The sequence below is a fragment of the Enterobacter cloacae complex sp. IR53030 genome (assembly GCF_049238365.1).
Taxonomy (GTDB): Bacteria; Pseudomonadota; Gammaproteobacteria; order Enterobacterales; family Enterobacteriaceae; genus Enterobacter; species Enterobacter kobei.
Genome location: NZ_JBMKHA010000001.1, coordinates 173,413 through 198,197, shown reverse-complemented (window position 1 = coordinate 198,197; position 24,785 = coordinate 173,413). Strand labels below are relative to the sequence as shown.

Genomic DNA, 24,785 nt, shown 5'->3' with positions numbered 1-24,785 from the left:
TCTGCTTAATCAGACTACCGCACTTTACGGAAAATTCCGTAACGCCGCATCTTTTTGTGACGCCGACTACACTTTATTTTCATTGGGATAGTCACTCAGGAAGGGGCTTATGACTCAAAAAATGCAGCATTTCTCGCTTAAAGTGCTGACGATAAACATTCATAAAGGCTTCACAGCATTTAATCGCCGCTTCATTTTACCGGAGCTGCGCGACGCGGTTCGCACCGTCAGCGCGGACATTGTCTGCCTGCAGGAGGTGATGGGCGCGCACGAGGTGCATCCCATGCATTTCGAGAACTGGCCCGATACGCCGCACTATGAATTTCTGGCCGACACGATGTGGAGTGATTACGCCTACGGGCGCAACGCGGTCTATCCGGAAGGCCATCACGGGAACGCGGTGCTGTCACGTTTTCCTATCGAACATTATGAGAACCGGGACGTTTCCGTAGGTGAGAGCGAAAAGCGCGGGCTGCTTTACTGCCGCATCGCGCCACCGGCACTCACGGTGCCCATTCATGTCGGTTGCGTGCATCTTGGCCTGCGCGAAGCCCACCGTCAGGCGCAGCTAGAGATGCTGGCTGACTGGACCAATGCGCTTCCCGACGGTGAACCCGTGGTCGTGGCCGGTGATTTTAACGACTGGCGGCAGCGCGCGAACCATCCTCTGAAGGTCAATGCAGGGCTGGAGGAGATTTTTACCCGGGCCCATGGTCGCCCGGCACGGACGTTCCCGGTGCGCTTTCCCCTGCTGCGCCTGGACCGTATCTACGTGAAAAATGCCCATGCCAGCAGCACGACGGCGCTGGCCTTACTTAACTGGCGACATCTGTCCGACCATGCCCCGCTCAGCGCGGAGATCCACTTATGAAATGTTCCTGGCAGGAAGGCAACCGGATCTCGCTGCTGGTCAACGGCGACGAGTATTACCCGGCCGTCTTTAAGGCGATTGATAACGCTAAGCAGAGAGTGATCCTCGAAACCTTTATCTGGTTCGAGGACGACGTGGGCAAACAGTTACACAGCGTACTGCTGCGTGCCGCCCGGCGCGGCGTCAAAATTGAAGCGCTGCTGGACGGCTATGGCTCACCGGACCTCAGCGACGGGTTCGTGAATGAACTGACCGCTGCGGGCGTGGTGTTCCGCTACTACGATCCGGGCCCGCGCCTGTTTGGCATGCGTACCAACCTTTTCCGGCGGATGCACCGCAAAATTGTGGTGGTGGATGAGACGGTGGCGTTTGTCGGCGGCATTAACTACTCCGCTGAACATATGTCCGACTACGGCCCGGAAGCAAAACAGGATTACGCCATTCGCATTGAGGGCCCGGTAGTACAGGACATCGTATTATTCGAACTGGAGAACCTGCCGGGGAAAGAGGCCGTTCGCCGCTGGTGGAAACGCCGCCATCGCCCGGAGGAGAACCGCAAGCCCGGCGAAGCGCAGGCCCTTTTCGTCTGGCGCGATAACGGCGAGCACCGGGACGATATTGAACGCCATTACCTGAAGATGCTCGCCAACGCGAAGCGCGAAGTGATCATTGCTAACGCCTACTTTTTCCCGGGCTATCGCCTGCTGCATGCCATGCGTAATGCGGCCCGGCGCGGCGTACGGGTGAAGCTGATTGTGCAGGGCGAGCCGGATATGCCGATAGTCAAAGTTGGCGCGCGGCTGCTGTATAACTATCTGGTCAAAGGCGGCGTTCAGATCTACGAATATCGCCGTCGACCGCTACATGGCAAAGTCGCGCTGATGGACGATCACTGGGCCACCGTCGGCTCCAGCAACCTGGATCCGCTGAGCTTATCGCTGAATCTCGAAGCTAACCTGATCATCCACGATCGCCAGTTTAATCAGACCCTGCGGGATAATTTGCAGGCCCTGATTGTTAACGACTGCGTGCGCGTGGATGAGTCTATGGTGCCGAAACGCACCTGGTGGAACCTGGGCATCAGCGTAGTGGTGTTCCACTTCCTTCGCCATTTCCCGGCGATGGTCGGCTGGCTGCCAGCGCATACGCCGAAGCTGGCGCAGGTGGACCCGCCGGTACAACCCGAAATGGAAACCCAGGACCGCGTTGAAGCGGAAGATGGAGGCAAACCCTGATGTCGAAATCACATCCGCGCTGGCGGCTGGCGAAAAAAATTCTCACCTGGGTGTTCTTTATTGCGGTCGCCGTGCTGCTGGTAGTGTATGCCCAAAAAGTTGACTGGGAGGAGGTGTGGAAGGTTATCCGCAACTACAACCGGATGGTGCTGCTGGGCGCGACAGGGCTGGTGATCGTGAGCTACCTGATGTACGGCTGCTACGACCTGCTGGGCCGGGCATACTGCGGCCACAAGCTGGCTAAACGCCAGGTGATGCTGGTGTCGTTTATTTGCTACGCCTTCAACCTGACGCTGAGTACCTGGGTCGGGGGGATTGGCATGCGCTATCGCCTCTACTCGCGTCTCGGGCTGCCGGGCGGGACTATAACCCGCATTTTTTCCCTGAGCATCACCACTAACTGGCTGGGCTATATTCTGCTCGGCGGGGTGATTTTCACCATCGGCGTGGTCCAACTGCCCGCGCACTGGTACATCGATGAAGCCACGCTGCGTATTCTCGGCATCGTGCTGCTGCTGATTATCGCTTTTTATCTGTGGGCCTGCGCATTTGCTAAACGCCGTCATATGACCCTCAGAGGGCAGAAACTGGTATTGCCGTCGTGGAAGTTTGCCATGCTGCAGATGGCGGTATCCAGCGCTAACTGGATGGCGATGGGAGCAATTATCTGGCTGTTGATTGGCGAGGACGTGAATTACTTCTTCGTGTTGGGCGTGCTGCTGGTGAGCAGTATCGCCGGGGTTATTGTGCATATCCCGGCGGGGATTGGGGTGCTGGAGGCGGTGTTCATTGCGCTTCTGGCCGGAGAGCATGTTTCTCAGGGAGCGATTATTGCCGCCCTACTCGCCTACCGCATGCTCTATTACTTCCTGCCGCTGGCGCTGGCCACGGTCTGTTATCTGGTGCTGGAGAGTCGGGCGAAGAAACTACGGGCGAAGAATGAGAGGATGTTAGCGAAGTGAATAAGTCGGGTGGCGGCTTCGCCTTACCCGACCTACGGTTCGCGTTTCGTAGGCCGGGTAAGGCGAAGCCGCCACCCGGCAAAACAACCTTAACGACGGTTGCCGAAAATACGCAGCAACATCAGGAACAGGTTGATGAAGTCCAGATAGAGCGTCAGCGCGCCCAGAATCGAGTATTTGCGCAGGTTTGAACTGTCGCGCACGTCGATCTGCTCGCCGATGTTTTTCAGCTTCTGGGTGTCATACGCCGTCAGCCCAACGAAGACCACCACACCGATATAGGTCACGGCCCACATCAGCGCTTCACTCTTCAGCCACAGGTTCACCAGCGACGCCAGCACAATCCCGATCAGCCCCATAAACAGCATGCTGCCGAAACCGCTCAGGTCACGTTTGGTGGTGTAGCCGTAAAGGCTCATCGCGCCGAACATCCCGCCGGTCACCACAAACGTGCTGGCAATGGAGGAATAGGTGTAGACGATGAAAATACTGGAAAGCGTCAGCCCCGTTAGCGCCGAATAGAGCATAAACAGCGTGGTCGCCATCCCCGCACTGAGCTTTTGCACCAGCCCGGAGAGGACAAACACCAGCGCCAGCTGCGCGATAATCAGCCCAAAGAAGGTGATTTTGCTGGAGAAGATAAACATCATCAGTTCAGGCGTGTTCGCCGCATACCACGCGATAAACGCGGTAAGCAGCAGGCCAACTGTCATCCAGCCGTACACCTGAGCCATATACGTCTGCAGGCCGCTACGGGTCTGCTGTACTATTGAATCGGAACGCGGAAATCGGTCCATGATTCACTCCTGATTAAGATTAAGTAGACACACACGTTAAGATTAACACATCCACGTCAACCGACTACCAACGGCTGGCGGCTTGTTTATCACTATCGCGGGATTCCACCCAGCGCACCCCTTCCGGCGTCGCTTCCCGCTTCCAGAACGGCGCTTTAGTTTTGAGGTAATCCATCATGAACTCCCCTGCCGCAAACGCGCTGCCGCGGTGCGCGCTGGTCACGCCCACGAAAACAATCTCTTCGCCTGGCCACATCTCGCCGATGCGGTGGATCACCGTGACGCGCCCGAGCGGCCAGCGGCCACGCGCTTCTTCCACAATGGCCGCCAGCGATTTCTCCGTCATGCCCGGGTAGTGCTCCAGCGTCAGCGCCTTCACGCTGTCACCGAGGTTGTGATTGCGTACCTTGCCGGTGAACGTCACGACCGCGCCGTCTTCGTCACGCTCGGCCAGCCAGTCATATTCTGTCCCCACGTTAAAACGCGCCGGGCTCACCAGAATTCGGGTCTCAGCCATCTTAACCCCCTGTGACCGGCGGAAAGAAGGCCACTTCATCCCCTGCGGTTAGTGGATGGCTGAACTCAACCAGCGTCTGGTTCACGGCGGCCAGCAGCTTACTTTCGTCCAGCGCCAGCGCCCAGCGTTCGCCCTGTGCGGCCAGATGCGCACGCAGGGCGGCGACGTTTTCAAAAGAGCCCTCCAGCGTCAGGCTGTCGGTATTCACCAGCTCGCGCACCTGGGCAAAAAAGAGCACCTTAATCATGGCTGTCCACCTTAAAATCACCGGATTTGCCGCCGCTTTTTGCCAGCAGGCGAACCGGGCCAATCACCATATCTTTCTGCACCGCTTTACACATGTCGTAGATGGTCAGCGCGGCAACGGAGGCTGCCGTCAGGGCTTCCATCTCAACGCCGGTCTTCCCGGTTAAGCGGCACAGGGACTCAATGCGCACCCGATTATGCTCCGGCTGCGCCTGCAGGTTCACTTCCACCTTGCTAAGCATCAGCGGATGGCAAAGGGGAATGAGGTCCCAGGTGCGCTTGGCGGCCTGAATACCGGCGATGCGGGCGGTGGCAAAGACGTCACCCTTGTGGTGGCTGCCGTCGATAATCATCGCCAGCGTTGCCGGCTGCATGGTAACGAACGCTTCCGCGCGCGCCTCGCGCACCGTTTCCGCTTTGGCGGAGACATCCACCATATGCGCTTCGCCGGCGGCGTTAATGTGGGTCAGTTGTGACATAGCTTATTTCTTTAAATGGGGATGGAAATTACATGGACGGGTACGGGCATCCAGCTGCGGGGCGATGATGTTTTCCCATGCGGTACGGCAGGCTTTGGTCGAGCCCGGCATGGCGAAAATCAGGGTGTTGTTGGCCACCCCGGCGACGGCGCGCGACTGCAGCGTGGAGGTACCAATCTCCTCAAAGGAGAGCATGCGGAACACTTCGCCGAAGCCTTCCACTTCGCGGTCAAACAGCGGGATCAGCGCTTCAGGCGCCTGATCGCCTGCGGTAAAACCGGTGCCGCCGGTGATCAATACCACCTGCACTTCATCGCTGGCAATCCACTGCGAAACCTGCGCGCGAATGGCGTAGCGGTTCTCTTTCACAATCGCTTTATCGACGATGTGATGCCCCGCATCATGGGCCGCCTCGCGCAGCCAGTGGCCGGACGTATCATCCTCTTCGCCACGGCGGTTGGAAACGGTAAGAATAGCAATGCGTGTCGGGATAAATTCTGCGCTTACCTGACTCATCTTCTGATTCCTTCTTAAGCCTGATCACCCGCCAATATAAGACAGGTTCTGAGTAATGCCGGTGTTGCCCTGATGCAAGAAGTGGGTCTGTTTTTTGTGCGTCAGCGCTTCAGAAATGCGCGCTTCAAGCGCTTCCTGCTGAGTATCGTCTTCCAGCAGATCGCGCAGATCTACGCCGCCGTCGCCGAAGAGGCAGAGATGGAGCTTGCCCACGGAGGAGACGCGCAGACGGTTACAGCTGGCGCAGAAGTCTTTCTCATAGGGCATGATAAGCCCAATCTCACCCTCGTAATCCGGGTGGCAGAAGACCTGCGCCGGGCCGTCGCTGCGCTGGCGGATCTGGTGGATCCAGCCGCGTTTTAGCAGCTCGTCGCGCAACACCATGCCGGAAATGTGATGGCGGCGGAACAGGTCACTGCCCTCACCGGTTTCCATCAGCTCGATAAAACGCAGCTGGATGGGGCGGGATTTTATCCACGCCAGGAAGGTATCGAGCTGATGATGGTTCACATCACGCATCAGCACCGTATTGACTTTGACTTTCTCGAACCCGGCCGCAAATGCCGCGTCGATGCCGTACATCACCTGGCGGAACTTGTCCTGGCCGGTAATGGCGTGAAACTGGCGGGCATCGAGGCTGTCCACGCTGACGTTGATGGCGGTTAAGCCCGCGTCGCGCCAGGTCGCCACATCACGCGCCATCCGGTAACCGTTGGTGGTCACCGCAATCTGGCGGATATGTTCGTTTTCACGCACGGCGGCAATGATGTCGGGGAAATCACGGCGCAGAGAAGGTTCGCCTCCGGTCAGCCTGACCTTTTCGGTGCCAAGCCCGGAGAACGCACGCGTAACGCGGCGCACCTCATCCACGGAGAGAAAGCCGTTATTGGTGACGCTGCCCGGTTTGTAACCGTCGGGCAGGCAGTAGGTGCAACGGAAGTTGCACACATCGGTAATCGACAGACGTAAGTAATAAAACTTACGCGCGAAAGCATCAGTCAGTTGTGAAGCCATGTACACCTTTCCAGATACGGGAGGCACAGTCATTTCTTTCTGTACCCTGGTGGCAGATCCGCCACGGCCAGAGCGCCATATCTTTCGACACAGGCACAAAGGCTAGAGTGTATGTTTTCAAATTCGAAAACGTGGTTATGGCGATAGTAGCGCGGAAATTCTCACTTCGCCATCATCGCCTTTCGCTATATAATTATGTATATAGCGACTCAATCGTGCATTTTCGCTACAGAATACCTAAAAACCCTCTTTTCGCATTGATATACGTCATTTTGCTTCGTATGAGGCATCGTCTTTTAGGGGTAGTTCAGGTAGTGTTACGCAGATCAAACGTGATAAGGAACGGGTATGCGTAATCGCACTTTTGCGGATCTTGACCGAGTGGTCGCTCTTGGCGGAGGCCACGGTCTGGGCCGGGTGATGTCCTCTTTGTCGTCACTGGGCTCAAGGCTGACAGGGATAGTGACAACCACCGATAATGGCGGCTCAACCGGGCGGATCAGACGTGCCGAAGGCGGCATCGCCTGGGGGGATATGCGCAACTGTCTTAACCAGCTGATTACCGAACCGAGCGTCGCATCAGCGATGTTTGAGTACCGTTTTGGCGGCAACGGGGAACTTTCCGGGCATAACCTTGGAAATTTAATGCTTAAGGCGCTGGATCACCTGAGCGTGCGTCCGCTTGAAGCCATCAACTTGATACGAAATCTGCTGAAAGTGGATGCGTTCCTGATCCCGATGTCTGAACAGCCGGTGGATTTAATGGCCATTGATGCTGACGATCACGAAGTGTACGGCGAAGTGAATATCGACCAGCTTCTGCTGCCGCCAAAAGAGCTGATGACCTACCCGAGCGTACCGGCGACGCGTGAAGCCGTCGAAGCGATTGGCGAAGCGGATTTAATCCTGATTGGCCCGGGCAGTTTTTATACCAGCCTGATGCCGATCCTGCTGGTCAAAGAGCTGGCGCAGGCGCTGCGTCGCACTCCTGCTCCGATGGTTTACATCGGTAATCTGGGGCGTGAGCTGAGCCCGGCGGCGGCAAGCCTGTCGCTGGCAGACAAACTGAGCCTGATGGAGCAGTACGTCGGCAAAAAAATTATCGACGGCGTGGTGGTTGGACCTAAGGTGGATGTCTCCGGTATCGGCGAGCGGGTGGTGATTCAGGAGCCGCTGGAGGCCAGCGATATTAAATACCGCCACGACCGCCATCTACTGCGCGAAGCGCTGGAGAAGGCGATTCAGGCGCTGGGTTAGGTTCGTTTTATGCGGCCTGTTGCCCTCACCCCGGCCCTCTCCCACAGGGAGAGGGAGAAAACACATCACCAACTCACGATGCCGCGATAAACAAATCCCGCAGCTGATGAAGCTGATCGCGGATCTGTGCCGCCTCTTCGAACTCCAGGTTCTGGGCGTGCTGCATCATCTGCGCCTCCAGCTCGTGGATCTTCTGCTGCAGCGCTTTCGGCGTCAGTACGACGGTATCTTCTTCCACCACGGAACGCGCTTTGCCGCGGCCTTTCGCTTTGGTCTTCGCAATGTTCTGACCGAGCGCCAGAATATCCACCACTTTCTTGTTCAGCCCCTGCGGCGTAATGCCGTGCTCTTCGTTATAGCGCTGCTGTTTCTCACGGCGGCGTTCCGTTTCGCCAATCGCTTTCGCCATTGACGGGGTAATTTTATCGCCGTAGAGAATCGCTTTGCCATTGACGTTACGCGCGGCGCGGCCAATGGTCTGGATCAGCGAGCGCTCGGAACGCAGGAAGCCCTCTTTATCCGCGTCCAGAATCGCCACCAGCGAGACTTCCGGCATATCCAGCCCCTCTCGCAACAGGTTGATCCCTACCAGCACGTCAAACTCACCCAGACGCAGATCGCGGATGATCTCCATACGCTCTACGGTATCGATATCCGAGTGCAGATAACGCACCTTCTCACCGTGCTCTTCCAGATACTCGGTCAGGTCTTCCGCCATACGCTTGGTGAGCGTGGTCACCAGCACACGCTCGTTGATGGCGGCACGCTTGCGGATCTCAGAAAGCAGATCGTCCACCTGGGTCGCCACCGGACGCACTTCGATAATCGGATCCAGCAGCCCGGTCGGACGAACCACCTGATCAATCACCTCATCGCCCGATTTCTCCAGCTCGTAGTTGCCCGGCGTGGCCGACACGTAGATAGTCTGCGGCGCCAGCGCCTCAAACTCTTCAAACTTCATCGGACGGTTATCCAGTGCCGACGGCAGACGGAACCCGTACTCCACCAGCGTCTCTTTACGCGCGCGGTCACCGCGGTACATCCCGCCAATCTGCGGAATGGTGACGTGGGATTCGTCTATCACCAGCAAGCCGTCGGCCGGAAGGTAGTCAAACAGCGTCGGCGGCGGCTCACCCGGCCCACGACCGGAGAGGAAACGGGAGTAGTTTTCAATACCGGAGCAGTAGCCGAGCTCGTTCATCATCTCCAGATCGAACTGGGTTCGCTGGCTCAGGCGCTGCTCTTCCAGCAGCTTATTGTTCGCCAGAAGCACCTTACGGCGTTCAGCCAGCTCCACTTTGATCTCTTCCATCGCCTGCACGATACGCTCGCGCGGCGTCACGTAGTGCGTTTTAGGGTAGATGGTAAAACGCTGGATCACCGACTCAACGTGACCGGTTAGCGGGTCAAACAACGATAAACGTTCAACCTCTTCATCAAACAGCTCAACGCGCAGCGCCATATCGTCCGATTCCGCCGGGAAGATGTCGATCACCTCCCCGCGCACGCGGAACGTTCCGCGCTGAAATGCCTGGTCGTTACGGGTGTACTGCAACTCCGCCAGTCGGCGCAAAATCGCACGCTGATCGATGATCATCCCCTGCGTCAGGTGGAGCATCATCTTCAGATAGAGGTCCGGGTCGCCCAGGCCGTAAATCGCCGAAACCGACGCCACCACAACCACATCGCGACGCTCCAGAAGCGCCTTGGTCGCCGACAGTCGCATCTGCTCGATGTGTTCGTTCACTGAGGCATCTTTCTCGATGAAGGTGTCAGAGCTCGGCACATAGGCTTCCGGCTGGTAGTAATCGTAGTAGGAGACGAAATACTCAACGGCGTTCTCCGGGAAGAACTCTTTCATCTCGCCGTAAAGCTGTGCCGCGAGGGTTTTGTTGGGGGCAAGCACCATCGTAGGGCGCTGCAGATCCGCGATCACGTTGGCGATGGTGAACGTTTTACCGGAACCGGTTACCCCCAGCAGCGTCTGGTGCGCAAGCCCATCTTCCAGCCCCTCTTCCAGACGACGGATCGCCTCAGGCTGATCGCCAGATGGACGGAAAGCAGAATTCAGTTTGAACGGTTTACTCATGGGCGACGACCTGATGACGTTATAAGCGGCAGGTGAGTAATTTTACTCGTTGTTGCCAGGAATGCCAGTAAAAAACACTGGATGAAAAACCAGTAGCATGTCAGGATATTTAGCATAGCGGCTTAAGGATTAGCGCGTTAATGGATAAAATTTCGACTCTGACGAGATAAAAAACCAGTCAACGTGGGTTATCCCCAGAACTTTTTCTTTTTTAACATTTGTCAAGCCAGGTAATGAGAGTTTTATGGCAGCGCGTGACACTTTCATTACGGTAATTGCTTTTATCTAAGCAATTAAATTTTAAACGATATTTTCTAAAGCCGCGTTTCGCGTCAATTTGGGCGAAAGCCGCGTCTTCTCTCGCTTATCGCGTGTTTTCTAACTCTAATGCACATGGTTATCCACAGGAATAGTGGATAACTGCTTCCAGCCCGTGCAGAGTGCCGCTCGGCAAATTCCCGGATTTTCCCACGAGACGGCAACAAAAAATTTTTATCGCTATTTTTTGTCGATAAACAGTTGCGTCATTCATAACCACCTGATGTGATCTTGCTCACATTTCCGCCATTTTCCCCTGCACCACGACTCAACACCGCCAGCACCGTCGATGTGCAATTCCCGGTTTCCTTACCCCACTTAGTGGTGGAACATTCTTAAAAAAGCCGCTTTTTTAATCACTTCACGGTTTCTGGCAGGGGTTTTGCACAATCAAAAACCGAGCGTCACCGACACATTTTTAAGGAGAGAAAGATGTTGAGTCTGCGTGCAGTGAATCAGTTTTACGGAAGCCAACATACGCTATGGAACGTGGATTTAGATTTTCCGCAAGGGATGTGTACCGGCGTTGTTGGCCTGCCAGGGATGGGAAAAACCACCCTAATGAATTGCATTGCCGGGAAAGTGCCCGTGGATAGCGGCACCATCATCTGGCATGAAGCGGGTGCGCCGCCGCGTGATTTACTCAGCCAGACGGCCGAACAACGTTCCGGACCGGGGATTGGCTATGTCCCGCAGGACAGGCGGATTTTTTCTCAGCTGACGATTGAGGAAAATTTGCACATTGCCATGCGGGCGATGGATAAATCCGACCCGGCAGCGAAAAGTGAAGTGTACGAGCTCTTTCCCGAACTTTACGCGCTGCGTCAGACGCGAGGCAACGCCCTTTCGCCAGAGGCGCAGTATCAGCTTGCTCTGGCAAATGCGCTGGTCAATCGCCCGCGTATGTTGATTCTGGATGAACCTATGCACGGTGCCGGCCAGGGCTTTGCCCATAAGCTTGCACAACTGCTGGTACGGCTAAACCGGGAGCTTGGGATGACGGTGCTGCTGGCAGAACAGCAGCTGTCGTTTATCCGCCGGGTTGCGGATCGGTTTTGCATGCTCTATCGCGGACGTAACGTGGCACAGGGCCACGTTAACGAACTCAACGATGAGCTTATTGCCCACTGGATGTCGCTGGAAGCAAGACGCTGAGGTCAAGATACTGACCGGTTTCGGCCTGTTCGGCATCGTCTGCAAGCCAGGGGATCTCCCCCAGGAATGGTGCGGGGAGCACCCGTTTGAGGGTCGTCAGATACTCATGGTGTCGCTTGCCCGGCGTGACCACGTCGTTGGCTATCCAGCCCGCGAGACGCAGCCCTGCCTGCTGAACGGCCTGCGCCGTCAACATGGCGTGGTTAATACAGCCGAGCTTGATGCCGACAACGAGTATGACCGGGAGTTGCTCGGCCTGCACCCAGTCAGCAAACGTCTGGTCCTGAGAGAGCGGCGTAAACCACCCGCCTGCACCTTCCACCAGCACCCAGTCGGCCTGGCTTTCCAGGGTTCGTAACCCGGCAGAGAGCACGGCAAAATCAATCGGACGGCCTTCATCAGCGCTGATAATGTGCGGCGAGGTCGGCTCGGCAAAGGTATACGGGTTCACCGCTGAATAGGCGAGTTCGAGCGTGCTGTTACGCTGAAGCGCCAGCGCGTCGGTGTTACGTAACCCCTCCGCCGTCATCTCGCTGCCGGAAGCCACAGGCTTATACCCGGCGGTGTTTTTCCAAAGCTTTCGCGCCGCCTGCAAAAGGGCAGCGCTGGCAACCGTCTTGCCCACTTCCGTATCCGTCCCGGTGACAAAATAACGTTCAGTCACGTTCAATAATCCCATGAAAAAGTTGATAAGAGAGCGGGAACTGGCCCCGCTGCTGCGGCCAGGCCAGCTCAAGGCGCTGCAGCTGGCCCCGGGTCAGCGGTTTTTTCTCGCGCCCGGCATGCAGATGCGTGGCGCCAATGCCCTTCAGCGAGCGCATCGCGCTTAAAGCATCGCTAAAATCGAGAGTGATGGTCTGCACCGTACTGCGATAGCGCCAGCCTGCCAGGGCCTGCGTAACCTGCTCATATGACAAAAAGCGGTTGGCGTGCGGCTGTTCATCCACCGCCTGCCATGCCTGATTGAGCTCAGGTAACGAGCTTTCCAGTAGCGTGGTAAACGCCACCTTGCCGCCCGGGCAGGCGACGCGATAAAGCTCGCTCAACGCCTGCGGCAGGCTGCTGCACCACTGCACCGCCAGATGGCTCCAGACCAGATCGAATTGCGCGTCCGCCAGCGGAATCGCCTCGATGTCCGCCACCAGATAACGATGCGCAGCCTGCTGCTGGCGCGCCTCATCCAGCATAGCGGGAGACAGGTCGATGGCCGTCACGTGACTTCCCGCCTCGCGCCAGAGTCGGCTATTCCCGCCGGGGCCGCACCCGGCGTCAAGCACCTGGGTAAAGCGCCTCTCGCCGAGCAACGTCATCAGCCCCTGTGCGCTCTGGCGCTGCAGTTCATCGTGCTGTGAATAGCTGCGCGCGGCCCGGCCGAACGCCGCCGCAATGGCCTGCTTATTGACTGGCAACATGCAGCGCCTCCAGCAGTGCAGCAATATCCTCGGTCTCGTGCGCCGCCGTCAGCGTGAGCCGCAGACGCGCCGTGCCCGGCGGTACGGTGGGTGGACGAATAGCCGTGACCCACATCTCCCGATCGCGCAGCGTTTGTGCCAGGGAGAGCGCCTGCGCGTTTTCCCCTACGATCACCGGCTGGATGGCACTTTGCGAATCAGTACTGCGGAAAGGAAGCGCCGCCAGTCCCTGACGGAAGCGGCAGATATGCTCTGCCAGCCGCTGGCGACGTTCCTCACCTTCTGCGCTACGAATGACGGCCAGGGACGCAGACAACGCCACGGCCTGCGCCGGTGGCATGCTGGTGCTGTAGATCAGGTGCCGGGCAAACTGCAGCAGATAGTCTGCAACGGACTCGCTGCACAGTACGGCGGCGCCACTCACGCCAAAACCTTTGCCGAAAGTGACGATCAGCAGCTCCGGTCTGACGCCTTGCTGGTGAACACTTCCCCGCCCTTCATCACCCGTCACGCCGATACCGTGGGCATCGTCGACCAGCAGCCAGGCATGTTGCTGTCTGGCAGCCTCGTGCAGTACGGCAAGCGGTGCGCTGTCGCCGTCCATGCTGAATACCCCTTCCGTGACCACCAGCTGTTGTCCCTCGCACGGTTTATCCAGCAGCGCAGCGAGTTGCCCCGCATCGTTATGGGCAAAGCGGCGCAGCTGAGCCGGACTCAAACTTGCCGCTTCCAGCAGCGAGGCATGGCTTAAGCGGTCGGCGACAATGCGGTCGTCCTTCCCCATCAGGGCGGTAATCACCGCCTGATTGGCGGCAAAACCCGAAATAAACAACAGCGCGCGCGGGTAGCCCAGCCAGTCGGCAAGCGCCTCCTCCAGCGCCTGATGTGCCGGGGTGTAGCCGCTAACGTGCCCCGATCCACCGCTGCCCACGCCAAACCGCTCTGCCCCCTGCTGCCAGGCGCGAACAATAGCCGGATGCTGGCTAAGACCGAGATAATCGTTACTGGAGAAGTTACGGTAACGCCGACTGTCGCGGGTCAGAAAACGGCCTGCGCCGTTTTCGACCACCTTGCGTACGCGAAACGCATCAGTCGCCCGACGCTCGTCGAGCGCCGACTGGATACGTGCCTGCCAGGTCATACTGCTGCCGCGTTGTAGAACTGGTCGGTGTCGGCATTGAAAATCTGCTGCTCCAGCTGCTGCTGTTGCTCGTTATCGCCCGTCAGCACCTCGGTCTGATGCGGGTTCAGCCCCAGCTTGCGGAACAGCTGAACATCTTTGTCTTCCTCCGGGTTCGGCGTGGTCAGCAGCTTGCAGCCGTAGAAGATGGAGTTGGCCCCGGCCATAAAGCACATTGCCTGGGTCTGCTCGTTCATCTGCTCACGGCCCGCAGAAAGGCGTACATAAGAGGTCGGCATCATGATGCGCGCCACCGCGATAGTGCGAATAAAATCAAACGCGTCCACGTCCTCGTTATCCGCCAGCGGCGTGCCTTTGACCTTCACCAGCATGTTAATCGGGACGCTTTCCGGCGGCGTTGGCAGGTTCGCCAGCTGCAGCAGCAGACCCGCACGATCTTTCACCGTTTCACCTAAGCCCACGATACCGCCGGAACAGACTTTGATCCCCGCGTCACGCACTTTGTCCAGCGTATCCAGACGCTCCTGATAGGTGCGCGTGGTGATGATGTTGCCGTAAAACTCCGGCGAGGTATCGAGGTTGTGGTTGTAGTAATCCAGTCCTGCCGCCGAGAGGCGCTGCGCCTGTTCTTCGTTCAGCGTTCCGAGCGTCATACAGGCTTCGAGGCCCATCTCCTTCACCCCTTTCACCATCTGCTCCAGATACGGCATATCGCGATCGTGCGGGTTCTTCCACGCCGCCCCCATGCAGAAGCGGGTCGAGCCGGCGTTTTTCGCCTTACGCGCGGAATCGAGCACCTGCTCTACTTCCATCAGGCGTTCGGATTCAAGACCGGTTTTATAGCGTGCGCTCTGTGGGCAATATTTGCAGTCTTCAGGACAGGCGCCGGTCTTGATCGACAGCAGCGTGCTGACCTGAACATGGCGCGGATCGAAGTGCTGACGATGCACCTGTTGGGCTTCAAACATCAGCTCAAGGAAAGGTTTATTGAATAATTCAGTAACTTGCGACATCGTCCAGCGTGCGTGGTGAGCCATCGGGCTTCTCCAAAGGGTTTTGTTAATTTTCGGTTCGGTTTATACTCGTAAACCTAAAACTTTTCAAAATGGTTTACAAGTCGATTATGACCCAGGACGATCTCGCCTTCGACAAGCAGCATATCTGGCACCCTTACACCTCCACCACCCGCCCTCTTCCCATCTATCCGGTGGCCTCGGCCCACGGCTGCGAGCTGCACCTTGCCAGCGGCGAACAGCTCGTCGACGGGATGTCCTCCTGGTGGGCGGCCATTCACGGGTATAACCACCCGCGCCTGAATACGGCGATGAAGGCCCAGATTGACCAGATGTCGCACGTCATGTTTGGCGGGATCACCCATCAACCGGCGGTGGATTTGTGCCGTCGCCTGGTGGCAATGACCCCTGAATCGCTGGAGTGTGTCTTCCTGGCCGATTCCGGCTCCGTGGCGGTGGAAGTGGCGATGAAAATGGCGCTGCAGTACTGGCACGCCAGAGGCGAAACGCGCCAGCGCTTCCTCACGTTCCGCAACGGCTATCATGGTGATACCTTCGGGGCGATGTCGGTCTGTGACCCGGATAACTCCATGCACAGCCTGTGGAAAGGGTATCTGCCGGAAAACCTCTTCGCGCCTGCCCCGCAAAGCCGCTTCGACGACGAGTGGAACGAGATGGACATGGTTGGCTTCGCGCGACTCATGGCGGCACATCGTCATGATATCGCCGCCGTGATCCTGGAGCCGATTGTGCAGGGCGCAGGCGGAATGCGGATGTATCATCCGGAATGGCTGAAGCGTATTCGCAAGATGTGCGACCGCGAGGGCATTCTGCTGATTGCCGATGAAATCGCCACCGGCTTTGGCCGCACCGGGAAGCTGTTTGCCTGCGAGCATGCGGGTATCGCCCCGGATATTTTATGCCTGGGCAAAGCGCTGACTGGCGGCACCATGACGCTCTCGGCCACCCTCACGACCCGTCATGTTGCCGACACCATCAGCGACGGCGACGCGGGCTGCTTTATGCACGGTCCGACGTTTATGGGCAACCCTCTGGCCTGCGCCGTCGCAAGTGAAAGCCTCGCCATACTGGAGAGCGGCGAGTGGCAGACGCAGGTCGCGGCGATTGAAGCGCAGCTGAAAGACGAGCTGAGCGCCGCCTCGGGTGCCCATTTTGTGGCGGACGTGCGCGTGCTGGGCGCCATCGGGGTAATTGAAACCACGCATCCGGTGAATATGGCGGCGCTGCAGCGCTTCTTCGTTGAGCAGGGCGTCTGGGTGCGGCCTTTCGGCAAGCTGATCTACCTGATGCCGCCGTATATCATCACTGCTGAGCAGCTGCGTAAGCTCACCGCTGCGGTAGTCGACGCGGTCAACATACCTGCGCATTTCACGATTTAGCCCTATGCGTTACACTTCGAGAACGAGTGATTAACGAGGGTAAACCGTATGAAAATCATCAGCAAAGATCTGCGCGACGGCGAAAAGCTGCCGGAACGCCACGTTTTCAACGGCATGGGGTATCAGGGCGATAATATCTCCCCGCACCTGGCGTGGGATGAGGTTCCGGCTGGCACGAAAAGCTTTGTCGTGACCTGTTACGACCCGGATGCACCAACCGGCTCCGGTTGGTGGCACTGGATCGTAGCAAACCTGCCTGCCGACACGCGCGTGCTGCCGCAGGGTTCCGGCTCCGGCCTGGTCGCCCTGCCGGAAGGCGCTATTCAGACGCGCACTGACTTTGGTAAAGCGGGCTACGGCGGCGCGGCGCCACCAAAAGGGGAAACCCACCGCTATATCTTTACGGTGCATGCGCTGGATGTGGACAAGATTGAGATCGATGAAGGCGCGAGTGGCGCGATGGTAGGCTTTAACGTGCATTTCCATTCGCTTGGTAGCGCGTCGATTACGGCGATGTATTCGTAAAAAAAGCCGGGTGGCGGCTACGCCTTACCCGGCCTGGATTTTGCACTCGTAGGCCCGGTAAGCGCAGCGCCACCGGGCACGAATCACAGCACGGAAGGTAGCAGCCCTACCAGCCGTCCCTCTTCCAGAAGCTGCATCGCTTTATCAATGTCCGGCGCAAAGAAGCGGTCGTCATCGTAATGCGATACGTGCTCACGAAGCGCCTGACGCGCCTGCTCCAGCAGCGGGCTGGATTTCAGCCCTTCACGCAAATCAATACCCTGACTTGCCGCCAGCCATTCCACCGCCAGCACGCCGCGGGTGTTGGCGGCCATCTCCCAGAGACGACGTCCGGCAGCCGGGGCCATCGAGACGTGGTCCTCCTGGTTCGCCGAGGTTGGCAGGCTGTCGACGCTGTGCGGGTGCGACAGCGCTTTGTTTTCACTCGCCAGCGCGGCAGCCGTCACCTGGGCAATCATAAAGCCCGAGTTGACCCCGCCGTTACGCACCAGGAACGGTGGCAGCTGCGACATATGTTTATCCATCATCAGCGCGATACGGCGTTCTGACAACGCGCCAATTTCGGCAATGGCCAGGGCGATATTATCCGCCGCCATCGCCACCGGCTCGGCGTGGAAGTTACCGCCGGAGACCACCTCGTTTTCCTGGGCGAAGACCAGCGGGTTATCGGATACCGCGTTGGCCTCTATCAGCAGTACCTCTGCGGCCTGGCGCAGCTGCGTCAGGCACGCGCCCATCACCTGCGGCTGGCAGCGCAGAGAGTACGGATCCTGCACTTTTTCACAGTTGTGGTGTGAATCCGCAATTTCGCTGGTGTCGGTGAGCACGTGGCGATACATGGCGGCGGCGTCAATTTGGCCGCGCTGGCCGCGCACCTCGTGGATACGAGCGTCGAACGGGCGACGCGAACCCAGCACGGCTTCAGTAGTGAGCGCGCCGCACACCACCGCCGAGGCAAACAGATCCTCCGCTTCAAACAGGCCGCGCAGCGCGAAGGCGGTCGACGCCTGCGTGCCGTTCAGCAGCGCCAGCCCCTCCTTCGCCGCCAGGGTGATCGGGGCTAAACCGGCTTTTTTCAGCGCCTCTTTGGCAGGAAGCCATTCGCCCTGCCAGCGTGCCTGCCCTTCCCCCAATAGAAGCAGCGACATATGCGCCAGCGGCGCAAGATCGCCGGAGGCGCCGACGGAACCTTTCGCCGGGATCCACGGATAGACGTCGGCATTAACCAGCGCCATCAGCGCCTGGATCACGCTCAGGCGAATGCCGGAGAAACCGCGCGCCAGGCTGTTGATTTTAAGCACCATCATCAGACGGACAATCTCGTCATCCAGCGGCTGGCCGACCCCCGCCGCGTGAGACAGCACCAGTGAACGCTGTAAGTTTTCCAGATCGTGCGTTGCAATGCGCGTTTGTGCCAGCAGACCAAAGCCGGTGTTGATCCCGTAAGCCGTGCGCCCTTCGGCAACAATGGCCTCCACGCAGGCAACGCTGTCGTTAATGGCGGCGTGAGCACTTTCATCAAGCGAGAGCGTAACCGGCTGACGCCAGACGTTTCGCAGCTGTTTAAGCGTCAGGGAACCGGGCGTAAGTGTTAAAGCGTTCATTCATGATTTCCTTGTGTGGCAGGGATCATCGGCAGGTTTAGCCCCTGCTCTTTGGCACAGTCAATAGCAATCTCGTAACCCGCGTCCGCGTGACGCATCACGCCTGTGGCCGGGTCGTTGTGCAGCACGCGAGCGATACGCGCGGCGGCTTCATCGGTACCGTCACAAACGATAACCATCCCCGAGTGCTGGGAGAAGCCCATTCCCACGCCACCGCCGTGGTGCAGCGAGACCCAGGTCGCGCCGCTGGCGGTATTAAGCAGGGCATTCAGCAGCGGCCAGTCTGAAACGGCATCCGAGCCGTCGCGCATGGCTTCCGTTTCACGGTTAGGGCTGGCAACGGAGCCGGAGTCCAGGTGGTCGCGACCAATGACAATCGGTGCGGAGACTTCGCCGCTGCGCACCATTTCATTGAAGGCCAGACCCAGTTTTTGCCGCCACTCCAGACCGACCCAGCAGATACGCGCCGGCAGGCCCTGGAAGTTAATGCGCTCGCGGGCCATATCCAGCCAGTGGTGGAGATGTTCGTCATCCGCGACGATCTCTTTCACTTTGGCATCGGTTTTGTAGATATCCTCCGGGTCACCGGACAGGGCAACCCAGCGGAACGGCCCAATGCCGCGACAGAACAGCGGGCGAATATAGGCAGGCACGAAGCCCGGGAAGTCGAAAGCGTTCGTCACGCCCATCTCTTTCGCCATCTGACGGATGTTATTGCCGTAATCGAAGGTCGGAATGCCCATCTTGCTGAAGGCCAGCATCGCGGAGACGTGTTCAGCCATCGAACGTTTCGCGGCGAGAACCGTGCCTTCCGGGTCGGTTTCCGCTTTTTGCTGATATTCTTCCCACGTCCAGCCGTTTGGCAGGTAACCGTGCAGCGGGTCATGGGCGCTAGTCTGGTCGGTGACGAGATCCGGGCGAACGCCGCGGGCGACAAGTTCAGGCAGAATCTCTGCCGCGTTGCCGCACAGGGCGATCGACACCGCTTTGCCTTCCGAGGTGTATTTTTTGATGCGCGCCAGCGCATCGTCGAGGTTATCAGCCTGCTCGTCGACGTAGCGGGTACGCAGACGGAAATCAATGCGGCTCTGCTGGCACTCAATGTTAAGCGAGCAGGCTCCAGCAAGCGTGGCAGCCAGTGGCTGCGCGCCGCCCATACCGCCGAGACCGGCAGTCAATACCCAGCGGCCTTTCAGCGAGCCGTTATAGTGCTGGCGGCCGGCTTCCACGAAGGTTTCGTAAGTGCCTTGCACAATCCCCTGGCTGCCAATGTAGATCCAGCTCCCGGCGGTCATCTGACCATACATCGCCAGCCCTTTGGCATCCAGCTCGTTGAAGTGTTCCCACGTCGCCCAGTGCGGCACCAGGTTAGAGTTGGCGATCAGCACGCGTGGCGCGTTTTTATGGGTTTTGAATACGCCGACCGGCTTGCCGGACTGTACCAGCAGGGTTTCGTCGTGTTCGAGATGAGTCAGGGATTTTACAATTGCGTCATAGCATTCCCAGTTACGCGCGGCGCGGCCTATGCCGCCGTAGACCACCAGCTCGTGGGGGTTCTCCGCCACCTCAGGGTCGAGGTTATTCATCAACATGCGCAGCGGGGCTTCGGTGAGCCAGCTTTTGGCAGTAAGCGTGGTGCCGCGCGCGGCGCGGACATCCTGCTGGCGGTATTTACCTGACGACATTGTGTGCTCCTCATAAAGGACAGATGATGCATTTAGATATACTTGTATAGACAAGCACACACAAGGTCAGTTTTAACAAAAAAGATACAATTTTGTTATATTGCGTTAGCGATCACGCTTATAAAACTTATGACATAAAGTGGCCCTGCAGCCGGTAACGGTTACCCGGGAAAAGCAGCCTGGCATGGGAGACAATCTGCGATGATGACCAGGTTCGACGGCGGATCAGCAGGCACGGATCGTGCTCTTTAATGCGCAACCGTTCACACTCCTGCGGCGTGGCGCGCACAGCCTCCACAATGTGTTCCCCTTCCGTCAGCGGTGCGACCAGCGAGAGGTACGCATGCGGCGTGGTTTGGGTGTAATCCTGGCTCAGATACTCCGGTATCCGCTCTGCGTTAACGCAGCGATCTTCAATCTGTACCGGAATGTCGTTCTCAAAATGCACCATCACGGAGTGGAAGATGCGGCTCCCTTCTTTAACATTCAGCTCGGCGGCCTGCTCGGCGCTCGCCTCGGTCTCTTCGAGCACCAGCACCTCGCAGCGGTGCTGATGATTTCGCGAGTGTATCTCATCGGCAATACTGCGGATTTCAAACAGCGCCGACTGACCTTTGGGTTCCGCCACGAAAGTGCCGACCCCCTGCAGGCGCACCAGAAGACCTTCATCGGTCAGTTCGCGCAGCGCCCGGTTGATGGTCATCCGGCTAAATCCAAATTGCGCCACCAGTTCGGCCTCGGACGGAATACGATCGTGAGGGCGCCAGACACCGGTAGCAATTTTTTCGCTGATAGCCTGCTTCACCTTTTCGTAGAAAGGCGCAGGAGGGCTCGACTGCGCCAGGGGCGAGCGTGAAAACATCATGACTCCTTAACTCGGGTTATGCCCACCAGTGAGCAATTTGCCAGGCCAGACGAGCGGCAAGCTTCGCGCCCTGTCCGTCCCTGTCGTACTGCGGGTTAAACTCTACCAGATCGGCGGCCTGCAGCTTACCGCTGCGACAGATTTGTTCGATAACCGGCAGAAGATCCAGCGCCGGTACCCCTAACGCCGCAGGGGCGGATACGGCAGGCATTTCGCTCGCCGGCAGAACGTCGAGGTCAATAGTCAGGTAGACCCGATCGGCCTGCGCTAGCACCTTTTCCAGCGCAGATAACGCATCGCGTCTGAAATGCCAGTCTTCCACCAGCGTGACGTTCAGGCGTTCCGCTTCATCCCAGAGTGCCTGCGTGTTGGCTGCCCGGCTGACGCCAAAGCAGGCGTAGCGAAACGCCCGACCGTGGTCCTCGCAGTAATGGGCCAGTTGACGAAACGGGGTACCGGATGTTGCACGCTCGGTCTTGCGCAGATCGAGATGGGCATCAAGATTAATCACCGCCACGCGCTCGTTCGGGAAGGCATCGAGAATGCCCCGACCATGCGCCCAGGCGGTCTCGTGCCCGCCGCCAAAGATGAGCGTGCGCATCCCGGACTGCTGGCAGGCCGTCACCGCATCGCTTAAAACCCGCTGTGCCGCTTCAAGTTCATCACCTTCGACATACACGGATCCCATATCCGCAAGCCGTTCGTGTCCCTGATGGCTGGCCATATTCGCCAGCGCGTTGCGCAGGATATCAGGGGCCTGTACGGCGCCAGACCTGCCCTGATTGCGTTTAACCCCTGCATCGCATTCAAACCCGATCAGCGCGATGCCAGAGGAAAGCGGCGTAAACTGCGCCTGCTGCTGTATCGTCTGAAAAATACGCTTTGCATTGCTGGCCTCGGCGCTGTCGTCACGCCCCTGCCAGACCGTTTCGGCTACGGGCCGCCATAACCTCATACTGCCTCCCCACGGAAAATACGCTGATACAACGGATTGCGACCCGGTTCATAGACCATCTCAACCGGATGGTCAGCATCCCAGACGATAAAATCGGCCACATACCCCGCCTGCAATTGCCCGTGGGTTGCGCCGCGACCCAGCGCCTGCGCGGCGTGTCGCGTGACGCCAGCCCAGGCCTCTTCAGGGGTCAGGCCAAACTGGACGCAGGCCATATTCATCGCCAGGTGCAGGCTCGCAAACGGGCTGGTGCCGGGGTTATAGTCGGTGGCCACCGCCATCGGCACTCCCTGTTTTCTGAGCTGTTCAACCGGCGGACGCTGGCGCTCCTGAAGGAAATAGAACGCGCCGGGGAGCAATACCGCCACCGTACCGCTTTGCGCCATCGCCTGAATGCCAGCGTCGTCGAGATATTCGATATGATCCGCTGACAGCCCTTTATACTGGCTGACCAGCGCCGCACCGCCCTGATTAGACAGCTGCTCAACATGCCCTTTCACCGGAATACCCAGCGCGGTGGCGGCCTGGAAAAGGCGCTCGGTTTGCGACGGGGTAAAGCCGACGTTTTCACAAAACACATCTACCGCTTCAAATAACGCTTTTTGCCACAGCGTGGGCATGATCTGCTCGCAGACCAGCGTGAGATACGCATCCGGATCCTGTCGGTATTCCGCAGGGACGGCATGTGCCGCCAGAAGCGTCGGGCTAATCTCGACCAGATTACTCAGACTAAGCTGGCGAGCAACCAGCAACATTTTCTCTTCGGCATCCGCGTTAAGTCCGTATCCCGATTTAATTTCTATGGTCGTCACGCCTTCATTCATGAGACGCTCTAGCCGCTGCTGCGCCAGCTTCAACAGGGTTTCCGGCGAACTGTTGCGTGTCGCCGTCACGGTGGCGTTAATCCCGCCGCCCTGCGCGCTGATGGTTTGATAAGAGACACCGTTCAGGCGCTGCTCCCACTCTGCCGCGCGGTCGCCGCCAAACACAAGATGGGTATGGCAATCAATCAGCCCCGGCGTCACCAGACGCCCCTGTAGATCGATGCAGTGACGGTGTCCGGAAGGAATGTCAGATTCAGGGATCACGGCCAGGATGGTTTGACCGCGCACGACCAGGGCGTGTTGCGCTTTCAGACCATAAGGTGCGGAGGCATCGGGAACCATCGTTGCCAGTCGCGCATTTCGCCATATTACATCGTCAGGATGAAGCTGCATGGGCATTCCACTTGTCATAGGTTGTATAGACATTTATTTTCATCCGCCGTCTGCTGTCAACCGTTCTGGTAGAAAATGTTATTTATTTGTGATGACTTTCCCGCCTCCCGCGGGTAAAAAATGCAACTTTTACCCTTTTTATCTTCCCGTTTCGCTCAACTTAGTATAAAAAAGCAGGCTATTTCGTCTATCCCGTTTAAGACTTGCATACCCAGGAGCTCCACCTTGAACATTTCCAGGATTTCCCGTCTGGCGTTAGCGCTCGCCTTTGGCGTGACCTTATCCGCATGCAGTTCAACACCACCGGATCAGCTGCCTTCTGAGCAGGTAGCACCGGGCACCGCGTCCCGCCCGATTTTGTCCGCTGATGAAGCGAAGAACTTCGACCGTGCCCACTACTTCTCAGCGATGGATCCTAACGCTGCGCCGTGGACACCGTCTTCTATTAACCTGCCGAAACAGCCTGACTTCGTGGTTGGACCGGCTGGCGCCCAGGGCGTAACGCACACGTCCATTCAGGCAGCGGTTGACGCGGCCATTACCAAACACAGCGCCTCTCGCCAGTACATCGCGATCCTGCCGGGCGAATACGAAGGCACCGTGTATGTTCCGGCCGCACCAGGCAGCATCACCCTTTACGGTCTGGGCGAAAAAGCAATCGACGTGAAAATTGGCCTGGCGATTGATTCCGAAATCGACAGCACCACCTGGCGTCGCCTGGTGAACCCGGCCGGTAAATATATGCCAGGTAAACCGGCGTGGTACATGTTTGATAACTGCCAGAGCAAGCGTTCCGCTACCGTTGGCCTGATGTGCTCGGCGGTATTCTGGTCCCAAAATAATGGTCTGCAGCTGCAAAACCTGACCATTCAAAATACCCTCGGCGACAGCGTCGATGCCGGTACTCACCAGGCCGTCGCGCTGCGTAGTGATGGCGATAAGGTGCAGATTAACAACGTCAACATTCTGGGCCGTCAGAATACCTTCTTCGTGACCAACAGCGATGTTAAGAACACGCTGCAGAACAACCGCCTGACCCGTACGCTGGTAACCAACAGCTACGTTGAAGGTGACGTGGATCTGGTGTCCGGTCGCGGCGCGGTGGTATTTGAAAACACCGATTTCCGCGTGGTGAACTCGCGCACTCAGCAGGAAGGTTACGTGTTTGCGCCAGCAACACAGTCTAACCTGTTCTACGGCTTCCTGGCCGTTAACAGCCGCTTTAACGCTGCCGGTGACGGCGTGGCACAGCTGGGTCGCTCCCTGGATGTGGACTCTGCCACTAACGGTCAGGTCGTGATCCGCGACAGCGTGATCAACGAAGGCTTTAACATGGCGAAGCCGTGGGCTGATGCCGCGATCTCCAAACGTCCGTTCTCCGGCAATACCGGTGCGGTGGATGATAAAGGGAACGTCCAGCGCAATCTGAATGACGCGAACTTCAACCGCATGTGGGAATACAACAACCGCGGTCTGGGTAGCAAGGTGGTTGCAGAGCCGAAGCAGTAAGAT

General features: G+C 58.1%; 24 protein-coding genes and 1 riboswitch. Of the genes, 8 read left to right on the top strand and 16 right to left on the bottom strand.

Translation table 11 applies throughout. The annotated features are described in order from the left end of the window. Positions 1 to 109 precede the first annotated feature (109 nt). Genes ACOTXR_RS01005 through ACOTXR_RS00995 form a run of 3 tightly spaced genes read left to right on the top strand, consistent with a single transcriptional unit; the run spans position 110 to position 3,068 of the window. Positions 110 to 871, top strand: a complete 762-nt coding sequence (locus ACOTXR_RS01005; protein ID WP_058690465.1) for an endonuclease/exonuclease/phosphatase family protein — start codon at positions 110 to 112, stop codon at positions 869 to 871. After that, on the top strand, positions 868 to 2,106 hold the full coding sequence (gene clsB, locus ACOTXR_RS01000) for a cardiolipin synthase ClsB (RefSeq protein ID WP_014883086.1): 1,239 nt from the start codon (positions 868 to 870) through the stop codon (positions 2,104 to 2,106). The genes ACOTXR_RS01005 and clsB overlap by 4 nt, the downstream gene beginning before the upstream one ends. After that, entirely contained in the window at positions 2,106 to 3,068 is a 963-nt protein-coding gene (locus ACOTXR_RS00995) for a lysylphosphatidylglycerol synthase transmembrane domain-containing protein (protein WP_014883085.1), read from the top strand. The genes clsB and ACOTXR_RS00995 overlap by 1 nt, the downstream gene beginning before the upstream one ends. An 89-nt stretch (positions 3,069 to 3,157) precedes the next feature. On the opposite strand, the gene ACOTXR_RS00990 is transcribed toward ACOTXR_RS00995, so the two are convergent. The 6 genes from ACOTXR_RS00990 to moaA form a co-directional block, all read right to left on the bottom strand. Next, on the bottom strand, positions 3,158 to 3,865 hold the full coding sequence (locus ACOTXR_RS00990) for a Bax inhibitor-1/YccA family protein (protein WP_014883084.1): 708 nt from the start codon (positions 3,863 to 3,865) through the stop codon (positions 3,158 to 3,160). A 64-nt stretch (positions 3,866 to 3,929) separates the two neighbouring features. Next, positions 3,930 to 4,382: a molybdopterin synthase catalytic subunit MoaE gene (gene moaE, locus ACOTXR_RS00985; protein ID WP_058689832.1), complete on the bottom strand. Its 453-nt coding sequence runs from the start codon at positions 4,380 to 4,382 to the stop codon at positions 3,930 to 3,932. A gap of 1 nt (position 4,383) precedes the next feature. After that, the gene (gene moaD, locus ACOTXR_RS00980) at positions 4,384 to 4,629 is read right to left on the bottom strand and encodes a molybdopterin synthase sulfur carrier subunit (RefSeq protein WP_014883082.1); all 246 of its coding nucleotides are present in this window, start codon (positions 4,627 to 4,629) and stop codon (positions 4,384 to 4,386) included. Beyond that, positions 4,622 to 5,107, bottom strand: coding sequence for a cyclic pyranopterin monophosphate synthase MoaC (gene moaC / locus ACOTXR_RS00975; RefSeq protein ID WP_023336948.1), 486 nt, complete (start codon positions 5,105 to 5,107; stop codon positions 4,622 to 4,624). Before moaC ends, moaD begins: the two co-directional genes overlap by 8 nt. A 3-nt stretch (positions 5,108 to 5,110) precedes the next feature. Then, positions 5,111 to 5,623: a molybdenum cofactor biosynthesis protein B gene (moaB, locus tag ACOTXR_RS00970; protein WP_032637144.1), complete on the bottom strand. Its 513-nt coding sequence runs from the start codon at positions 5,621 to 5,623 to the stop codon at positions 5,111 to 5,113. Between the two features lie 24 nt (positions 5,624 to 5,647). Further along, complete coding sequence (moaA, locus tag ACOTXR_RS00965) at positions 5,648 to 6,637, bottom strand: GTP 3',8-cyclase MoaA (protein ID WP_058689831.1); 990 nt, start codon at positions 6,635 to 6,637, stop codon at positions 5,648 to 5,650. Then, positions 6,625 to 6,759: riboswitch (molybdenum cofactor riboswitch) on the bottom strand. It overlaps the preceding gene by 13 nt. A gap of 226 nt (positions 6,760 to 6,985) precedes the next feature. Between moaA and yvcK the strand changes: the two genes are divergently transcribed. Then, positions 6,986 to 7,894 carry a uridine diphosphate-N-acetylglucosamine-binding protein YvcK gene (yvcK, locus tag ACOTXR_RS00960; RefSeq protein WP_014883078.1) on the top strand — a complete coding sequence of 303 codons (909 nt, stop codon included), beginning with the start codon at positions 6,986 to 6,988 and terminating at the stop codon, positions 7,892 to 7,894. A 73-nt stretch (positions 7,895 to 7,967) separates the two neighbouring features. Here the strand turns inward: yvcK and uvrB are convergent, their stop codons facing one another. Continuing rightward, a complete protein-coding gene (uvrB, locus tag ACOTXR_RS00955) occupies positions 7,968 to 9,983 on the bottom strand; it encodes an excinuclease ABC subunit UvrB (protein WP_014883077.1) in 2,016 nt (671 codons plus the stop codon). Positions 9,984 to 10,733: 750 nt separating this feature from the next. Between uvrB and ACOTXR_RS00950 the strand changes: the two genes are divergently transcribed. Continuing rightward, positions 10,734 to 11,456, top strand: a complete 723-nt coding sequence (locus ACOTXR_RS00950) for an ABC transporter ATP-binding protein (protein ID WP_023332449.1) — start codon at positions 10,734 to 10,736, stop codon at positions 11,454 to 11,456. Here ACOTXR_RS00950 and bioD read toward each other — a convergent pair. The 4 genes from bioD to bioB are packed head-to-tail and all read right to left on the bottom strand — an operon-like array spanning position 11,419 to position 15,046. After that, positions 11,419 to 12,120 carry a dethiobiotin synthase gene (gene bioD / locus ACOTXR_RS00945; protein WP_058689830.1) on the bottom strand — a complete coding sequence of 234 codons (702 nt, stop codon included), beginning with the start codon at positions 12,118 to 12,120 and terminating at the stop codon, positions 11,419 to 11,421. The two genes, ACOTXR_RS00950 and bioD, sit on opposite strands and share 38 nt — an antisense overlap. Further along, positions 12,113 to 12,868, bottom strand: coding sequence for a malonyl-ACP O-methyltransferase BioC (gene bioC, locus ACOTXR_RS00940; protein ID WP_050861546.1), 756 nt, complete (start codon positions 12,866 to 12,868; stop codon positions 12,113 to 12,115). The genes bioD and bioC overlap by 8 nt, the downstream gene beginning before the upstream one ends. Continuing rightward, positions 12,852 to 14,009, bottom strand: a complete 1,158-nt coding sequence (gene bioF / locus ACOTXR_RS00935) for an 8-amino-7-oxononanoate synthase (protein WP_014883073.1) — start codon at positions 14,007 to 14,009, stop codon at positions 12,852 to 12,854. Before bioF ends, bioC begins: the two co-directional genes overlap by 17 nt. Beyond that, on the bottom strand, positions 14,006 to 15,046 hold the full coding sequence (gene bioB, locus ACOTXR_RS00930) for a biotin synthase BioB (protein ID WP_008501133.1): 1,041 nt from the start codon (positions 15,044 to 15,046) through the stop codon (positions 14,006 to 14,008). The genes bioF and bioB overlap by 4 nt, the downstream gene beginning before the upstream one ends. Before the next feature lie 86 nt (positions 15,047 to 15,132). Between bioB and bioA the strand changes: the two genes are divergently transcribed. After that, a complete protein-coding gene (gene bioA / locus ACOTXR_RS00925; protein WP_072205277.1) occupies positions 15,133 to 16,422 on the top strand; it encodes an adenosylmethionine--8-amino-7-oxononanoate transaminase in 1,290 nt (429 codons plus the stop codon). Between the two features lie 48 nt (positions 16,423 to 16,470). Next, on the top strand, positions 16,471 to 16,947 hold the full coding sequence (locus tag ACOTXR_RS00920) for a kinase inhibitor (RefSeq protein WP_058689828.1): 477 nt from the start codon (positions 16,471 to 16,473) through the stop codon (positions 16,945 to 16,947). 83 nt (positions 16,948 to 17,030) lie between these two features. Here ACOTXR_RS00920 and hutH read toward each other — a convergent pair whose 3' ends face one another. From hutH to hutI, 5 genes are all read right to left on the bottom strand, one after another. After that, the gene (hutH, locus tag ACOTXR_RS00915) at positions 17,031 to 18,551 is read right to left on the bottom strand and encodes a histidine ammonia-lyase (protein ID WP_045281106.1); all 1,521 of its coding nucleotides are present in this window, start codon (positions 18,549 to 18,551) and stop codon (positions 17,031 to 17,033) included. Next, entirely contained in the window at positions 18,548 to 20,236 is a 1,689-nt protein-coding gene (gene hutU / locus ACOTXR_RS00910) for a urocanate hydratase (RefSeq protein ID WP_014883069.1), read from the bottom strand. Before hutU ends, hutH begins: the two co-directional genes overlap by 4 nt. A 127-nt stretch (positions 20,237 to 20,363) precedes the next feature. Next, positions 20,364 to 21,098 carry a histidine utilization repressor gene (locus ACOTXR_RS00905; protein ID WP_014883068.1) on the bottom strand — a complete coding sequence of 245 codons (735 nt, stop codon included), beginning with the start codon at positions 21,096 to 21,098 and terminating at the stop codon, positions 20,364 to 20,366. 19 nt (positions 21,099 to 21,117) lie between these two features. Continuing rightward, positions 21,118 to 22,056, bottom strand: a complete 939-nt coding sequence (gene hutG, locus ACOTXR_RS00900) for a formimidoylglutamase (RefSeq protein ID WP_200923846.1) — start codon at positions 22,054 to 22,056, stop codon at positions 21,118 to 21,120. Continuing rightward, complete coding sequence (gene hutI / locus ACOTXR_RS00895; protein WP_045281108.1) at positions 22,053 to 23,273, bottom strand: imidazolonepropionase; 1,221 nt, start codon at positions 23,271 to 23,273, stop codon at positions 22,053 to 22,055. Before hutI ends, hutG begins: the two co-directional genes overlap by 4 nt. A gap of 225 nt (positions 23,274 to 23,498) precedes the next feature. On the opposite strand from hutI, the gene ACOTXR_RS00890 reads away from it, so the two are divergent. After that, complete coding sequence (locus ACOTXR_RS00890) at positions 23,499 to 24,782, top strand: putative acyl-CoA thioester hydrolase (protein WP_032637155.1); 1,284 nt, start codon at positions 23,499 to 23,501, stop codon at positions 24,780 to 24,782. Positions 24,783 to 24,785: the final 3 nt, after the last annotated feature.

Excerpts from the sequence above, each read along its gene's own strand:
- ACOTXR_RS00995 (WP_014883085.1), top strand. The coding sequence starts at position 2,106 with ATGTCGAAATCACATCCGCGCTGGCGGCTGGCGAAAAAAATTCTCACC.
- moaA (WP_058689831.1), bottom strand. The coding sequence starts at position 6,637 with ATGGCTTCACAACTGACTGATGCTTTCGCGCGTAAGTTTTATTACTTA.
- ACOTXR_RS00905 (WP_014883068.1), bottom strand. The coding sequence starts at position 21,098 with ATGTTTTCACGCTCGCCCCTGGCGCAGTCGAGCCCTCCTGCGCCTTTC.
- ACOTXR_RS00950 (WP_023332449.1), top strand. The coding sequence starts at position 10,734 with ATGTTGAGTCTGCGTGCAGTGAATCAGTTTTACGGAAGCCAACATACG.
- moaB (WP_032637144.1), bottom strand. The coding sequence starts at position 5,623 with ATGAGTCAGGTAAGCGCAGAATTTATCCCGACACGCATTGCTATTCTT.
- ACOTXR_RS00920 (WP_058689828.1), top strand. The coding sequence starts at position 16,471 with ATGAAAATCATCAGCAAAGATCTGCGCGACGGCGAAAAGCTGCCGGAA.
- hutU (WP_014883069.1), bottom strand. The coding sequence starts at position 20,236 with ATGTCGTCAGGTAAATACCGCCAGCAGGATGTCCGCGCCGCGCGCGGC.
- bioC (WP_050861546.1), bottom strand. The coding sequence starts at position 12,868 with ATGTTGCCAGTCAATAAGCAGGCCATTGCGGCGGCGTTCGGCCGGGCC.
- hutG (WP_200923846.1), bottom strand. The coding sequence starts at position 22,056 with ATGAGGTTATGGCGGCCCGTAGCCGAAACGGTCTGGCAGGGGCGTGAC.
- moaC (WP_023336948.1), bottom strand. The coding sequence starts at position 5,107 with ATGTCACAACTGACCCACATTAACGCCGCCGGCGAAGCGCATATGGTG.
- bioA (WP_072205277.1), top strand. The coding sequence starts at position 15,133 with ATGACCCAGGACGATCTCGCCTTCGACAAGCAGCATATCTGGCACCCT.
- uvrB (WP_014883077.1), bottom strand. The coding sequence starts at position 9,983 with ATGAGTAAACCGTTCAAACTGAATTCTGCTTTCCGTCCATCTGGCGAT.
- yvcK (WP_014883078.1), top strand. The coding sequence starts at position 6,986 with ATGCGTAATCGCACTTTTGCGGATCTTGACCGAGTGGTCGCTCTTGGC.
- bioF (WP_014883073.1), bottom strand. The coding sequence starts at position 14,009 with ATGACCTGGCAGGCACGTATCCAGTCGGCGCTCGACGAGCGTCGGGCG.
- moaD (WP_014883082.1), bottom strand. The coding sequence starts at position 4,629 with ATGATTAAGGTGCTCTTTTTTGCCCAGGTGCGCGAGCTGGTGAATACC.
- hutI (WP_045281108.1), bottom strand. The coding sequence starts at position 23,273 with ATGCAGCTTCATCCTGACGATGTAATATGGCGAAATGCGCGACTGGCA.
- clsB (WP_014883086.1), top strand. The coding sequence starts at position 868 with ATGAAATGTTCCTGGCAGGAAGGCAACCGGATCTCGCTGCTGGTCAAC.
- ACOTXR_RS01005 (WP_058690465.1), top strand. The coding sequence starts at position 110 with ATGACTCAAAAAATGCAGCATTTCTCGCTTAAAGTGCTGACGATAAAC.
- ACOTXR_RS00990 (WP_014883084.1), bottom strand. The coding sequence starts at position 3,865 with ATGGACCGATTTCCGCGTTCCGATTCAATAGTACAGCAGACCCGTAGC.
- moaE (WP_058689832.1), bottom strand. The coding sequence starts at position 4,382 with ATGGCTGAGACCCGAATTCTGGTGAGCCCGGCGCGTTTTAACGTGGGG.
- bioB (WP_008501133.1), bottom strand. The coding sequence starts at position 15,046 with ATGGCTCACCACGCACGCTGGACGATGTCGCAAGTTACTGAATTATTC.
- hutH (WP_045281106.1), bottom strand. The coding sequence starts at position 18,551 with ATGAACGCTTTAACACTTACGCCCGGTTCCCTGACGCTTAAACAGCTG.